Source organism: Thermoleophilum album, from assembly GCF_900108055.1.
Taxonomy (GTDB): Bacteria; Actinomycetota; Thermoleophilia; order Solirubrobacterales; family Thermoleophilaceae; genus Thermoleophilum; species Thermoleophilum album.
This window is the reverse complement of sequence record NZ_FNWJ01000001.1, coordinates 1158821-1173750: the sequence shown is the minus strand read 5'-3', so window position 1 is coordinate 1173750 and position 14930 is coordinate 1158821. Positions and strand designations below refer to the sequence as shown.

The following is a 14930-nucleotide window of genomic DNA, read 5'->3' as shown; positions in this document are numbered from 1 at the left end:
GTGCGCCGCTAAGCCGTGGTCGCGGCGGGGGTGGAGCGACCGGTCAGCTCCGGCGGCCATTTGCAAAGTCCGGCGCGACCAGGACACCCTTGGCAGATGCCCAAATGGGGGTTTTCGGTCGGCTCGAAGCGGCCCGCCGCGATTCCCGCCGCCCGCTCGTGTAGCGCCCTCTTGAGCGCCTCCTGCTGGGCGCGCTCGAAGCGCTTCACAACCGGATCTTCCGGGCGCTCGAGAAACACGTGCGCGACCTCCACCGAAGGCGCACCAGCGCACAAAGCGGCCAGTCCATAAATCTCTTGCTGCAAGGCGTAGCGGTCGGCTACCAACTGCGCCGGGTCGCGTGCATCGAGCCGGTCGGTTTTGTAGTCGACGACCACGACGGTGTCCTTCCCGGTGCCATCCGCACTTTGCGCCCAGAGGTCGAAGACACCGGTCACTGTGAGGGGTTCAACCAGCAGGAACGGATACTCGCGTCGCAATTCGCGAAAACCACGGAGGCGCTGGGCAAGCGGACTTCGCAACCAGCGGTCGATCTGGTCGCACAAGAGTTTGGCGTCAGAGCGCCGCTGCTCTTCACTTACGCCGAGGGCAGCGAGCGCCTCCGTCACCTCGTCACGGCTCGGCGGCCGGGGCTTTCGCAGGTCGATCCGCTCCAGCAGGGCATGCACGATTCGCCCCCGCGCCAGCAGGTACGAGAGATCGGCCTGGCGGTCGCCAACCGTTTGCGCCCCACCCGGCGACGGCCGGCCGGCTGGCGCGCCACAAGGGCGGTCGTCCTCGGGTCGACCGGTGAGGCCAGCCACCCGCTCCAGGTAGTAGCGGTAGCCGCAGCGCTCGTACAGCGAGAGCTGCGTGTAGCTCAAGCGCGGCACAAGCTCGGATTTCGGGCGCGGGCGCTCTGTAATCGGTTGCGGGCACACTCGATGTCGCCGCCCCTCGCTCACGGAAGGCGCGCCTGGGCACCCCCGCGGCGGCGCCGCTTCCGGGGAGGCGACGGTCGCAGCAGGCGCAGCAGCCGCGTCGGCAACGCTTCTTGCTGCGGTTTCGCCCGCCACCGTCTCTCCACGCGCCTGCCGTGCGTTCGCCGGCGTCGAGGGCCCCCACTTCGTCACCCGCACCTTGTCGCCGTTCGTGAGAAGCACCGGGAACAACCAGTCGGCGAGCGGGAGCTTCGCGCGATCGGCGTACTCGTCCAGAGCCGACGCGCCCGATGAGTGCTGCTTGGCCCCGCTGCTCGTTCGGGACCGCTCGCGCGGATTGGGCGCCGCTGGCCGCTCGAGCAGCTCCGGGTCGCAGCGACCGCTGAGGATCAAGCGCTCGCGGGCGCGCGTCATCGCCACGTAGACAAGGCGCTCCTCCTCCGCCTGGCCGCGCGCCTTGATCACCTTCTGGAGGTCCTTCCAATCTGCGCTCTCGATGTATTCCCGGTCGCTGTCCGTGGCGAGCGTCGGCGCCGGCCGCAGGCGGGTGGCAAGCCGCGGCCCACCGCCATCGAATACAACCAGCACACCGCTGTCGCGACCGCGAGCCGGTGTGCGGCCGAGGTCGGCGACGATCACGTTGTCGAACTCGAGGCCCTTCGACTGGTGGATCGTGAGAATCCGCAGCGACCCGGCACCCTCACTCGCCAACGCGGCCTCCGGTTCGCGCGCCTCGCCGCCGATCTGCCGCTCGCGTACCGAGTCGCAAAAGCCCCGCAGGTCGCGACCCTCGACGCGCTCGAAGGCGCGCGCAATCAGACGCAACTTGCGCACGTTCGCGAGCCGGCGCACCCCGTCGGGCAAAGACAACAGATAGCTGTGGTAACCGGTGAGCTCGAGACACCGCTCGATCAGCTCCTCCAGGGGTCGTTCGTCGAGGCTGGCGCGCTCGTCCTCCACCGTCGCGACCACCCACTCGAGAAGTTCGCGTTGGTCCTTGGGCAGCGCAGTTGCGACCTCCGATCCGAGTTCCGCCGCGCGGCGTAACCGCTCCCAAAGCGACCCGCGGCGCGGCCGCCGTGCCGACTCGCCGCCCACGCCCCCGCCGTCCCGATCTAGCTCGGGCGCGAGGGCCAACCAGGCGATGCTCTGTGCCTCGAGTCCCACAAGCGGTGACAGCAAAAGCTCCGCCAGCGCGGTCTCGTCGCGCGGGTTGGCGAGCACCCGCAACCAATTGAGCACGTCATGGACGGGGAGCTGGGCAAAAAAGCCGCGGCCGGCGCCGTTGTAGACGGGAATCCCCCGCGCCACCAAGGCGCGTTCGAAAACCACCGCGTCGCTGCTGCTACGCAGAAGCAGCGCCCAGCTGCCCCACTGAACCTCGCCGGGGTTCTCGGCCCCATTCTTCTCCGCCCCTTCGTGCGCAAGCTTCCAGACGTAGTCGGCAAGCAGCCAGGCCTCCGCTTGCCGGGCCTCCCTCGCGGTCAGCGACGCGGCCGCTTGTGCGCCACCACCCGCTCCCGCAGACGAGCGTGCACGGGCCTTGCTGGGGGCGGCGACCACTAGCAGGTCCACGCGCGGACCTTCGTCGTTGCGCTGGGCTTCGCGGCCGGGCTTGAGGTCGCGGTGACGGGCCGCCCACGGTGGGCGCTGCCGACTCTCGCGCGAGGGCTCCGGAGGCTCGCCCCAGAGCTGCGAAAAGGTGCCGTTCACAACGTCGAGAAGCGCCGGATGGCTGCGGAAGTTCGTGTCGACGGCGATCAAGGCGCCGGCCTTTTCAGCGCAATCGGTGGTCTCGGTGAAGAGCGCCACCTCGGCGTGCCGGAAGCCGTAGATCGACTGCCGCTCGTCGCCGACCAGGAAAAGGGTCGGCCGCGGGGCGCCGTCGGCACCCACGGGGCCGTCGCCAGCGGGGGCGCCTTCGCTACCCGCGGACCCCTCGCCACCGTGCAGCGCACGAAGCAGGCGATGCTGCAGCGGACTCAGATCCTGGGCCTCGTCAACGAGGATCTCGCTGAGCGCTCCCCGCCAACGGGCGCCGACCGCGGGATCGCCTTCGAGCAAAGCGACCGCTCGCCGCTCGAGATCGTCGAAGTCCAAGAGCGAGCGGCGCTCCAGCTCGTCGGCGTAGGCGTGCGCGAACTCGTGCAGGGCGCGCGAGAAGAGCGCTTCGTCCGCTTCGGGCGACCCCCCGCCGGGCTCGGAGGTCCGATCGGCGCCGTTCGCTGCCTGCGCGCCGGCACCCGGGAAGAATGGGAGCCCGCACTTCGGGCACCACGAGTTGGAGGCGTCGGAGGATTTGAAGGCGCCGGGCGGCGGTAGTGCACCTGCACGCAGCGCGGCGTGCACCGCTTGCAAGTCGGAGCGCAGCTGCTCGGCACCGTAGCGGGCCATGAACTCGGCGGCACGGTCGCCGACTTCGCCCTTTGCCGCCGTGAACCTTTCGAGCGCAAGATCGAGCGCGCGCTCGGCCACCCGCCGCTGCTCATGCTCATCGAGAACGCGAAAGTGCGGATCGAGACCGGCCCGCACGGCTTCCTTGCGCAACAGGCGCGCGCAGAACGAGTGAACGGTCGAGATCGGCGCCCCCTCGAGCGCCTCGACTGCGTCCGCCAGCGTCCGGTCGCGCTCGCGGTCGGCGATTGCGCGTAGACGACCGGCGATGCGCTCGCGCATTTCCGCGGCTGCTTTCTCAGTGAAGGTGATCGCGACCAGGCGCTCGACGGCGGCGCCAGCTGCGCTGGGCTCGCGCTGAAGCTCGTCGCGGAGCCGCTTGACGTAGCGCTCGACGAGGACACGAGTCTTGCCGACCCCAGCGCCGGCGGCGACGACGACGAGCGGGTCTTCAGAGTTCTCCACCGCCGCCTGCTGCTCGGGGGTTAGATCATCGGCGCTCAGCGCCGCCGGCGCGGCGACGACCTCGTCGAGCGTGAGCGCCGCCTGAGCGTCGGAGGACCCCGCCTCGTCCGCGTCCGCCTCCGACGCGGCGCTAGGCGGGTCCGCTGCGGCCTCCTCGATGTGGCGGCCCGCTGCGGCCGCCTCGGCGTACACGGCGCCTCCCTCGCTGCCCGCCACGAATGACTGCTTCTCGAGGCGGCAGAACCCAGGGTAAGAACAGGTCCCACGACTCGAACAGCGCTCCGCGTTGGGCTCAATGGAAACTGTCGACCCCCCGGAAAGCTCCCCTACAAGCTCGGCCACTCGCTCCTCGACCGCTTCCAACAACTCCTCGAGCTCGTCTGCGTCGAGGCAGAGCGAGCGTTTCGCTTGCCGGCTTAGGCCGGGACCGGCGGCGCCGTCGGAGAGTGCGCCGCGCACGCCGGGGTCGTTGCCGAGGAAGGCGTAAATGCCGCCCTCGGGAGCCAACTTCGCGCCGTCGGCGCCGCGGAGCTCGCGCGCCGCCAGCATGTACACGCCCGCCTGGAGAACCCCGCGCTCCAGCCACTTCCCATGTGCGGCCCCGCTGTCCGGTCGGCCGGTCTTGTAGTCGACGATCACGGCGCGCCGCGCAGGGCCGTCGCCGGCGGGCGCCACATCGATACGGTCGATGCGCCCACGCAGCTTGATACCCCCGAGCTCGAGCGGTGGTGTGTCTCCGCCGAAGGAGACCTCGAGGAGCTCGGGCCGCGGTTCGAACTCCTTTCCCCACAGGAGCTTCGCGTCGAGCCGCAGGGCGCGCGTCACCGCGTGCGCTGCGCGCGCCAGCAAGGGACGCAAGCGCGGCGAATCGAGGTCGACGCCCTCGCCGAGGTGCTCGCGGGCGGCTCTACGCACCGCCGCGCGTACCTGCTCCCTGGGGCACTTACGTACGCGCTCCCTGGAAGACTCACGCACACCCTCGCCCGGGCGCGTAAACAGCTCGCTGTAAAGCCTGCGCAGCGCCCCGTGCACGATCGTGCCGGCGACCAGGGCGTCGGTGTCCGGATCGATCGACCGGGGCCGCACCACCCGCTCGATCAACCACGCCGCGCGACATTGGGCGAAGCGCTCGAGATCGGCGACGGCATACTCGTCGTTGCCGACCAGGAGCCGCAGCGCCGGCTTCGTGAGTTCTGAGGGCAGCAGCGGGCGGGTGACCGGCGGTCGCGGTCGCTGTTGCGGCCGCGGCAACAGCAGCGACCGCGACCGCGACCGCGACCGCGACCGCGACGGTAGCTCGCCGATCCGGCGGCGACGCACCGGGACCTTCGGCATCAGTCGACGCAGCTCGCGCAAGAACGGGGATGGCTCGAGCGGGCGTCCGTCGTCGTCGCACTCGCGCGAAGAGACGACGAGCCGCTCCTCCGCACGCGAGCAGCAGGCGTAGAAGAGGAAGCGCTCCCGCTCGATCGTGCGCGGGCCCGCCTCGAGGCGCAACCCGTAGGAGTCGGCGAGCAGCTTGCGGTGAGCGTCCCCGAACACCCCCTCGACCGGTTCGCTACGCGGGAACGAGCCGGCCTCGAGGCCAGTGACGATGACCGCCCGCCAACGGCGCGCCCGCACCTCGGCGGGGGAAGCCACCGTCACCCGCCCTGTGCGGTCGCTCGCCGGCGACTCGACGAGCGCGCGTTCGAGCGCCCACAGGACGTCGCTGGGCTCGAGACCGAGCGGGTTGCCGGCGGCAGCGATCGACGCAAGCTCGCGCAAGAGACGACGCGTCGCCCGGTGCGCGGCGGTGCCGGCGGGGCGCTTTTCGGCGACCGCTGCGGCCTCTCCAAGAAGCGGTGCGGCGAGCAGGCGATCGAGCTCCCGGTCGAGCCGCTCGGAAAAAGCGTCGACGCCCTGGCGCGCAGCTTCCCGCAGACCCTCGAGCGTGCGATGCAGACGATCGCTCCCGCCGCCGCGCGGGCCACGACTGCGGTCGCCTCCGGAGGCGAGCAGCTCGAGCAGCTCGCGCGCCGTCGTTAGCCCTCGACGCCGCAGTTGCTCCTCGAGGTAATCGACGCGCGCCGGCTCGGCGATCCCGGGCAGCCGCAGGTAACGCAGGATCTCTTCCGCCGCCGTCGCCTCGGGCGACAGCGCTGTTCGCGCGAGCGCCACGAGCCCCGCGCCGAGCGGCGTGTGCGGCAGCGGCAGTCGCGCCGCCACCGTGTGCTCGATACCGAGCGCCGCCAGCGCTGCGCCGACCTCCAGCGAGCGCCCGCGGGTGGGCACCACGACCGCGATCTCCCGCGGGTCGAAACCATCCTCTTCGATCAGCCGCGCGACGCTCTCGGCAACCAGCTCCCGCTCGGCTTCGCCACCACCGGCGCGCAGCGCCTCGATCGCCCCCCCAGGGTCGATCGGCCCCGCCGCCGGTTCGAACAGTCCGCGTTCGAGCTGGTGCAGCGCTCGCGCCCCGCTCCCGCGGTAGTAGCGGGGCGAGGCGGGTAACTCCTCGACAAGCTCGCGGCGTTGCGGGCGCAGGAACTCGACGGTCGCAGCGACCGCAGCGAACACCGGCCGCACGCCGTCGCGGCCGTTGGCGCCGCGGCGCTCGTACGGGAGCGAGACGATCAGCTCCCAGCCCGCCTGCTCGCTGAGCAGCTTCAGGAGGTCGCGCTGGACGGGCATGAAGTCGTCGTAGCCGTAAAGACCGAGAAGCGGCGGCGACGCCGAGCTGTAAAGCGCTTTCGGTCGCTCGGACAGACGCTCGGCGCAGAGGCGGGCGCGCCGCTCGTCGGTCGCGCGCCCGATCCGCTCTAGGAACTCGCGCCGTCGCCGGTGGATCGCTAGCAGCTCGCGCAGCTCGCGGCCCTCGGCGCTATCTGGCCCCGACGCCGCGACCCGCCGCGAGCGCTCCGCCAAACGCTCGGGGTCGGCAGCCGCTTGGTCGAATTCGGCGAGCGCCTCGACCACCGCGCTCACGAAGCCGGGGGTCTTGCTCGCCGCAGCCAGCTCTACGAGCTCGGTGCTCTCGATCGCCCGCCGCGTAACGAGCGCGAGCGCTGGCTGCGAAAGCGGTGCGTCTGCCACCTCCAGGCGCTCAGCGAGATAGTCGACGAGCCCCGGGAAGTTGAGGGCGCGGACACCGAGCGCCGCACCCGCGGCGGCGAGCTCGCGACGCGCGAGCTCTACATCCGCGGCCCGCGGCAGACAGACGATCCGCTCGCGGTCGCCGGCGGAACGCAGGGCACCGAGCACGCGCCCGGCCTTGCCGGCGTTGGCGGGACCGAGCACCAAACGTAACGACATCGTCAGGAAATCATCGGAGCGACCTAACGATCGTCGGCGAGCCGCTCTAGCGCTTCCACCAGCCGCTCGATCGGCATCAAAACGGGCGCCTCGCGGAGCTGGAAGCCGCGGTGAGGCAGCTCGACCCAGCGGCCCACGCGCGCCGTCCCATCTTCGAACAGCTCGACCCGCAGCTCGTCGCGCAGGTCGCCGGCGCGGCCTGCGCTCGCCCCGACGACCGCCCGGCGATCGTCGTCACCGGCAGCTTGAGCGCCGGCTAGCTGCGCAGCGAGGGCGGCGAGCCGCCCGCTGGCCGCCGCCAGCCGCTCACCGAGCGGCCCCGCGAGCGCGCCGGTGGCGGCGAGCTCCTGGCCGAGACGCACCAGGTCGGCCACCGGTAGGCGCGGTGCGCGGCGGCGGATCGTGCCGCCGCTCCACTCGGCGAGCCGAACGCCACCCGGTACCGCTTCGAGCCGCACTTCGTAGCGCTGACCCGCCTCGTCCTCGAGCCCGGCGACCGCTGCCCGTCCCCGCACACCGGGTGAGGGCGCTCCCGGCCGCGGCGCGCGGCGCCCCGGCGAGCGGGCCCGCCCGCGGCTGACGGCACCCGTCGAGCGTTTCGCCGCTTGCTCGCGCAAGGCGAACGACGGGTCGAGGGGCGTGCCCGTACGGCAAAGCGGGCAGTTCGCGAGTAGACGGTTGTGGGCGCAGAAGCGCGGCACGCGCGTGCGAGGCTAGCGCGCATCCGCTAGCGACCGCTGCCACCATGGCGGCGTGCGGACGCTTGTGGTTTCGGACCTTCATCTCGGCGCCGCTTCGGGCTTCGACCTTGCCCTGCGCGATCCCTATCGAGAGGCGCTGGCGGCGGCTGTCGCCGAGGTCGATCGCGTGGTGTTGCTCGGCGACCTGCTCGAACTGCGTGAGCTACCTGCCCGCGCCGCGCTCGCGCGCGCACGCCCGCTGCTGCGCACGCTCGCTCAAGCGGCCCGTGAGCACGCCACCTTCGTGCTGGTACCCGGTAACCACGACCACGCCCTGGTGCGGCCGCTGGTCGAGCGCGAGCGTCTGGCCGGTAGGACCCTGGCTGCCGAGGGGCTTAGACTGCCCGCCACCGACGCCTCCCCGCTCGCCGCTGCGCTGGCCGAGGTGCTGGCTCCCGCAGCGGTCGAGCTCGCTTACCCGGGGCTGCGGCTGCGCAGCGACGTCTACGCGACCCACGGGCACTACCTTGACGCGCACCTAAGCGTCCCGAAGATCGAGTCGCTCGCGGCCGCCCTCGTCGCGCGCACACGCGGGCGGGGGTGGCGACCACTTAGCGCCGACGAGCACGAGCGCGCTTTGGGACCCCTGTACGCCCTGCTCGGCGAACTTCCTGAGCTGGCACCAACACGCGCGCTCGTCTCCGGCGGCCGCCTCTCTCGCACGGTGTGGCTAGCGGCCAACGACCAGCGCCGCACGGCGCTCGGCCGGGCCCGCAAGGTCGCGCTGCTCGGCGGCGTGAAAGCGACCCTCGCGCTGCTGCGCAGAGCCGGTATACACGGCTTCGAAGCGGCACTCGACGGCAACGCGCTGCGGCGGGCCGGTCTGCGCGCGATGGGCCAAGTCGTGCGCTCGCTGTCGATCGAAGCGAGCCACGTGATCTTCGGTCACACCCATCGCGCCGGCCCCTTGCACGGCGACGAGCGCGGCGAGTGGCAGCTACCGGGCGGCGTCAAGCTTTGGAACAGCGGCTGTTGGATCGCCGAACCGGCGTTGGCGAGCAGCAACGGTCTGGGTGGCTACGCGCCCGGCTTCGCGCTGATCGTGGCCGAACGCGGGGATCCTCAACTCGTGCGGCTCGTCAACAGCTAGCTCGCGCGCGGACGCGTGCGGCGTGCGCGCCGGCGCGTCGGCGATGCTGCAGCGGCACCGGCGGCGACCGGCTCGGCCTGCTCTGCGCCGTCGGTCGAAGCACTCGCTCCGTTCGATCCGTCAACCGCGAGCTCCTTCTCGCCAGCGACCGCCGCTGCGCCGCTGCCGTCGTTCGTGGCCGCCCCGCTCGCGGGCACTTCCGCCCCTTCGTCCTCCCCCTCGCGCGGCTGCGCCCACTGCTCGTCGAACTCGACGCGCCAGCGACCCTGCTCGTCGCGTTCAAGACGCAGGCGTGCGCGGAAGGTCCGACCGGAGCGCCCCTTGAAGCCAGTCACCGGCTTCTCGGTGCGCCCGACGGGCGGGTTGTCACCGCGCTCGATCGACGCCCGCAGACTCTCGATCAGCTCCTTGGCGACCTCGGCCGACAGCGTCTTCCCCGCCTTGCGCTTCCAGATGACGAAGCCGCAACCGGGATCGTCCTTCGACCAGCAGGAGAAGCCGCGTCGGTTCTCGACGATCTCGCGTCCGCAGATCGGGCACGGTCCGAGCCGCGCCCGCTCGATCCGCACGTTCTTAAGCTGGTCGAGCTGTTCGACGGTCTTGGTCGTGAAGTCGGCGATGTCGCGCATGAACGCCGGCCGCGTGTCTTGGCCGCGCTCGATCAGCGCTAGGCGCCGCTCCCACTCGCCGGTCAACTCGGCCGAGGTCAGCGGATGATCGCCGAGCAGGCGGATGACCTGCATGCCTTTCTCGGTCGGACGCAGCGTGCGCCCATCGCGCTCCAGGTAGCCGACCTCGATCAGGCGCTCGATGATCGCCGCGCGCGTGGCGGGAGTTCCGATCCCTGAGTCCTTGAGCGCCTCGCGCAGCTCCGGATCCTCGATCTCGCGACCGGCCGTCTCCATCGCCGCGAGCAGCGAAGCGTCGGTGTAGCGCCGCGGCGGCTGCGTCTCCTTCTCGAGCACGTCGACTTTGCGTGTCTCGACCTCCTCGCCCCGCTCGAGCTTCGGCAGTAGCTGGTCGCCGCCGCTGTCGTCGTCGCCCTCCGGCTCCTCCGCCTGCTCCCCGTAGACGGCCTTCCATCCGGCCTCTACCAGCCGCCGTCCGCTGGTGCGGAAAACGTGACCTTCGACGGTCGTCTCCACCCGCGTGCGCTCATAGACGGCGTCGGGGTGGAAGACCGCTAGGAAGCGGCGCACCACGAGGTCGTAGATGCGCAGCTCGTCCGGGCCCATCTTCGATAGGTCGTGCTCGGCCCGCGTGGGGATCAGTGCGTGGTGGTCCTCGACCTTGGTGTCGTCGACGACCCTCTGAAGCGGCAGCCGCTCGAGCGAGAGGACGTACTCCGCGGCACGCGCGTACTGCGGGTTGCGACCAACCAGCTCCGCCGTTGGCTTGATCTCGGAGACCAGGTCGCCAGTCAGGTAGCGCGAGTTGGTGCGGGGGTAGGTGATCGCCTTGTGCTCCTCGTAAAGACGCTGGGCCGCGTTCAGCGTGCGCCTCGCGGAAAAGCCGAAGAGCACGTTGGCGTGCCGTTGCAGCGAGGTGAGGTCGTAGAGGAGCTGCGGGCGCTCACGCTCTTCGCTTTTCTCGAGCTTGGTGATCGTGCCCCGGCGACCCCGCACGGCGTCGGCGATGGCCTGCGCCTCCTCGGCCTTCGGGATGCGCTTGCCGCCGAGGTAACGACCCCGGTAGGTGCGCTCGCCCGAAGCCGCGAAGGCGGCTTCGATCAGCCAGTACGGCTCGGGCTTGAAGTCGCGGATCTGCTGCTCGCGGCGGGTGACGAGCGCCAGCGTCGGCGTCTGTACCCGACCGAGCGAGACCGCCCCGTCGAACGCCGACCGCAGACGGATCGTCGCGGCACGCGTGGCGTTCATCCCAACCACCCAGTCGGCTTCGGAGCGCGAGCGTGCCGCGGCCTCGAGGCGTTTCATCTCCTCGCCCGGACGCAGGTTCTCGAAGGCCTCTCGGATTGCCTGGCGCGTCATCGAGCTCAGCCACAGACGCTTGACGGGCTTGTCGACTCCCGCCGTCTCGTAGACATAGGCGAAGATCAGCTCGCCCTCCCGCCCGGCGTCGCAGGCGTTGACGATCTCGGCCACTTCGTCAGAGCGCATCAGCTCGTGGATCACGCGCAGCTGGCGTTCCGACTTGGCGTCGTTGGGCACCAGCTTGAAGCGCTCGGGCAGGATCGGCAGATCGCTGAAGCGCCAGCGCTTGAGGCGCGCGTCGTAGGCGTCGGGCTCGGCGAGGGTCACCAAATGACCGATCGCCCAGGTCACGATGTAGCGCTCGCCGACTAGATGGGTCCCGTCTTTTGCCTCCTTGAAGCGGTCGTCGAGGGCACGCGCAATGTCCCGTCCGACCGACGGCTTTTCGGCGACCACGAGTGTCTTGGAGGCAACGCTCATCGCGCAGAGAGGGTACGCATGTCGCCCGGCCGACGCCTAATGCTGCCCACCGACCGGCGCTCGAGCGCCTCTCCGGGCAGCTCACAGGCGCTGCCTAGGGAGCGCAAGGCCCGGTGTCGACCGGTGTCGAAGCGCGCGCCAACGCCTGGCGAACGACGTCGTTCGGAACCGCCACACCGGTCGGACGCGCACTGTCGCGAGCGGTCGCGAACACGGTCCCGAGAACCCGTCCGGCAGAGTCGACCAGCGGGCCTCCCGAGTTGCCTGAACGAACAACGCCGCGGAAGGCGGTGACCCGCCGCAAAACCGGTCCGCCGCCGTAGATGTCGCGGGTCAGCACGGCCTCCGTTCGACCGATTCGCGCCGCCCCGATCGCCAGTGGACCGTTCAGCGGGTAGCCGATCACCGCCGCCGACTCGCCAACCGGTGCGGCAGGCGCGAGCGGCAGCGCCGGCAGCGACGACAGCGCCGGGACCGAGAGCACGGCGACGTCGTTGCGCGGGTCGAACCAGATCGCGCGGGCCGGGTAGCGAACTCCGACCCCTCGCACCTGGACCGTGGTGTCGGTCTCGCCCGCGACAACGTGCGCGTTGGTGACGACCACGCCCGGTCGCGCCACCCAACCCGAACCCTCGATACCAAGCCCGCAAGCCGTTCCCAAGACCCGCACCACGCTGCCCGAGGCACGGGCGACGTCAGGGTCGGTAGCGACGGTCGGATCCGGCGGCGCGACACCGGCTGGCGGTGCGCTAATGCGCGGCAGCGGATCGAGCTTCGCTAGGGCGTCTAACAGCGCGCTCGGGCGCGGCAAGTACTCGCCGAGGCGACTGAGGATGAACGAGCGTTGCACCGCCGCCCGTACTTCGCGCCCCTGATCGAGGCGAGCAAGCCCGGTTGCGAAGACCCAGGCGAGCCCGAGACCCAGCGCGGCGAGCAGCACCGCCCCACCGATGCCGTCGAGCAAACCGAGCCGACCGCGAATTCGTCGCCGCAGCTCGGCGCCTAGAGCCTCAAGCGTCGCGGCGGTTATGCCACCGAGAAAGATCGCGGCCGCGAGCGCCACAAACGAGGCGTACGGCGAGCCAGGATCGGAGAGCAGCGTCGGCGCGAGCTTGGCACCGGCAAGGGCCCCGCCCACGAACCCGACGAGCGAAGAAAGGCCGACGATTAGGCCCTCGCCGTAACCGACGAGCGCCATGAAGGCGACGAAGGTGAGGATGATCCAGTCCGCTCCGTTCACGCTCGCCAAACCCGACTCTGCCCCGACCAGCGCACTCAGGCCGGCTTCCCTTGACCCAGCAGCGGCCGGCTGTATGCGCACGGTAGCCGGCGCAGCGTTACAACGGCGTACCGTCGGTCAAGCCCCACGCCGGCGTTAGTCTGATGAGCGCTTGGCAGTCGCTCACCGCAGGTCGTCGGGAGCGGGCAGGAGCGGCGGCGGTCGCCCGCCGCGGCGATCGCTGCGATCGGCGGGTCGCGCCCAGCAGCGACGTCGGCTCCTGCTGCTCGCGGCCAGCCTCACGCTCTTGGCGCTGTTCGGCGTGCTGCAAGCAGCACGCGGCCCCGACCGCCGCCTGGTCGCCGCAGCGGCCTTCGGCGAGGCGCTGGCACGCCGCGACTTGCACGCGATTGCGCGGGCGACCGTCGATCCACGGACCGCTCGCGCACCGTCGGTTGCGCATGTTGCGCGCACCTTTCGCGAGCAGTGGCTGACGGCAACCCTGGGTCGCCTCGAGGTCGGCAAACCGCGACGAAGAGACGGGGCTGTGACACTCCCGGCCGTCGCCCACACCCGCGTATTCGGGAAGCTGCGCGGCGAAATTCGCCTGCGTTTCGCAAGCAACCGCGTGTTGTTCGGACCGGAGCTCGCGTTCCCCGGGCTACGTCCCGGCGAACGCTTGCGCCGTCAGGAGTTGTTGCCGGCGCGGGCTGCGATCCTCGCGCGGGACGGCACGCCGCTGGCGCAGGGACCGGCCTGGGCGCGTTCATCGCCGCTGGGCGCCGCAGCCTTGCCGGTCACCGGCACGCTCGCCCCGCTCGACGGTGCGCGGCTTCGGGAGCAGCTCTACGCAGCTGGCTTCCCGAGCTCTTGGCCGGTCGGGCGCTCGGGCCTTGAGCAGGCCTTCGAACGGCGTCTGCGCGGTCGACCCGGCGGCGTTCTGCTGGCCGGCAGTCGCGTGCTTGCGCGCGCCCGCCCGCGTCCAGCGCCGGCCCTGCGCACGACGATCGACGCGCGTCTGCAACGGGCTGCGGTGGTCGCGCTCGGAGGCCGCTATGGGGGCATCGCCGTGCTCGACGCACGCGACGGCGCGGTGCGAGCACTTGCCGGGATCGCGCTCTCCGGTGCCCAGCCGCCGGGTTCGACGTTCAAGATCGTGACCGCAGCAGCCGCGCTCGAAGCGGGCACTGCGAAACCCGAGGATCGCTTCGCGGTGGCCCGCGAAGCGCGCATCGACGGGGTGCCGATCGCCAACGCCCACGACGAGCCGTGTGGTGGCACGCTCGTGGAGGCCTTTGCGCGCTCCTGTAACTCAGTGTTTGCGCCGCTCGGCGTGCGAATCGGTGCGCGCCGCCTGGTCGCGACCGCGGAGCGGCTCGGCTTCAACCGCCCAGCGCCAGTGCCCGGTGCGGTGACGAGCGTCGTGCCCCAGGCTAGCGAGCTCCGCTCGCCCCTCGAGTTAGCGGCAACCGCGATCGGTCAAGGGCGCGTGCTCGCCACGGCGCTTGCGATGGCTTCCGTTACCCAGGCAGTGGCAGCGGACGGTGAGCGCGCCCGTCCACACGTACTGCCCGGCGCGGCGCGGCCGGAGCGCGCGCTGTCGGCGCGCACAGCGGCCCAGCTCAAGCGCATGATGCGCGCCGTCGTCGAGTTCGGCACGGGCGTTTCGGCAGCCCTACCGACGGTCGAGATCGCGGGCAAGACCGGCACCGCGGAACTCGAGAGCAGGCCGCAAGCCGCGGGGGTCGAGCGGCCGGTCGATGACCCCTCGCGCACCGATGCCTGGTTCTGCGGTTTCGCCCCCTACCGGCGGCCGCTGCTCGCGCTGTGCGTGCTGCTGGTGCGCGCCGGCGAGGGCGGACGCACCGCCGCGCCGGTTGCCCGGCAGGTCTTCGCCACGCTCGCCGCCGGCCCCGCGAGCGACCGCTCGCGTTAAGTGGTGCCCAGAAGACCGCGCTCGCGCAGCCATTGTTCGGTGCGGCGCATGCCCTCCGCGAGGTCGACTGTTGGCCGCCAGCCGAGCAACCGTCGCGCCTTCGCGTTGGAGTAGCCACCGGGCCGCGTCAGGTACAGCACGGTCTCGCGGTTCAGCTCCGACCGCCGCCCCCGCAGCCGCTCGAAGGCCGAGAGCACTTCGGCGAGGACGAGCGCGACGCCGGTGGGGGCGACGCGCGGCGGGGGCTTCCCGAGCATGCGCGCGTAGTGCCCGAAGAACTCCGCGCAGGTGACAGCTTCGTCGGGGGTGATGTTGAACACCTCCCCCGCTGCCCGCTCGTGCGTGCAAACCAGGAGGATCGCGTCGACGAGATCGTCCACGTAGATCGGGCTGAACAGTCCGCTGCCGCGCGCCGGCAGGAGCGCGCGCACGCACGGAGCTCAGGTGCACGACCCGCCGCA

The 14930-nt window shown here is 71.3% G+C and carries 7 protein-coding genes; 2 read left to right on the top strand and 5 right to left on the bottom strand.

Annotation, left to right across the window (positions count from 1 at the left end; all coding sequences use genetic code 11):
- Positions 1–8: 8 nt before the first annotated feature.
- On the bottom strand, positions 9–7073 hold the full coding sequence (locus BLW41_RS05735) for a PD-(D/E)XK nuclease family protein (RefSeq protein WP_093117021.1): 7065 nt from the start codon (positions 7071–7073) through the stop codon (positions 9–11).
- A gap of 23 nt (positions 7074–7096) precedes the next feature.
- Entirely contained in the window at positions 7097–7774 is a 678-nt protein-coding gene (locus BLW41_RS05730; protein ID WP_093117019.1) for a hypothetical protein, read from the bottom strand.
- Positions 7775–7826: 52 nt separating this feature from the next.
- Between BLW41_RS05730 and BLW41_RS05725 the strand changes: the two genes are divergently transcribed.
- Positions 7827–8903 (top strand): metallophosphoesterase, encoded by a 1077-nt coding sequence (locus tag BLW41_RS05725; RefSeq protein ID WP_093117017.1) that lies wholly within the window; start codon positions 7827–7829, stop codon positions 8901–8903.
- Here BLW41_RS05725 and BLW41_RS05720 read toward each other — a convergent pair.
- Both BLW41_RS05720 and BLW41_RS05715 read right to left on the bottom strand, forming a co-directional pair.
- Positions 8900–11314: a type IA DNA topoisomerase gene (locus BLW41_RS05720; RefSeq protein WP_093117015.1), complete on the bottom strand. Its 2415-nt coding sequence runs from the start codon at positions 11312–11314 to the stop codon at positions 8900–8902. The two genes, BLW41_RS05725 and BLW41_RS05720, sit on opposite strands and share 4 nt — an antisense overlap.
- Before the next feature lie 94 nt (positions 11315–11408).
- Positions 11409–12554 (bottom strand): MarP family serine protease, encoded by a 1146-nt coding sequence (locus tag BLW41_RS05715; protein WP_143038611.1) that lies wholly within the window; start codon positions 12552–12554, stop codon positions 11409–11411.
- A gap of 151 nt (positions 12555–12705) precedes the next feature.
- On the opposite strand from BLW41_RS05715, the gene BLW41_RS05710 reads away from it, so the two are divergent.
- Positions 12706–14469 carry a penicillin-binding transpeptidase domain-containing protein gene (locus BLW41_RS05710; protein ID WP_093117011.1) on the top strand — a complete coding sequence of 588 codons (1764 nt, stop codon included), beginning with the start codon at positions 12706–12708 and terminating at the stop codon, positions 14467–14469.
- Here the strand turns inward: BLW41_RS05710 and BLW41_RS10715 are convergent.
- Positions 14466–14900: an NAD-dependent epimerase/dehydratase family protein gene (locus BLW41_RS10715; RefSeq protein WP_143038610.1), complete on the bottom strand. Its 435-nt coding sequence runs from the start codon at positions 14898–14900 to the stop codon at positions 14466–14468. The two genes, BLW41_RS05710 and BLW41_RS10715, sit on opposite strands and share 4 nt — an antisense overlap.
- Between the last annotated feature and the right edge of the window lie 30 nt (positions 14901–14930).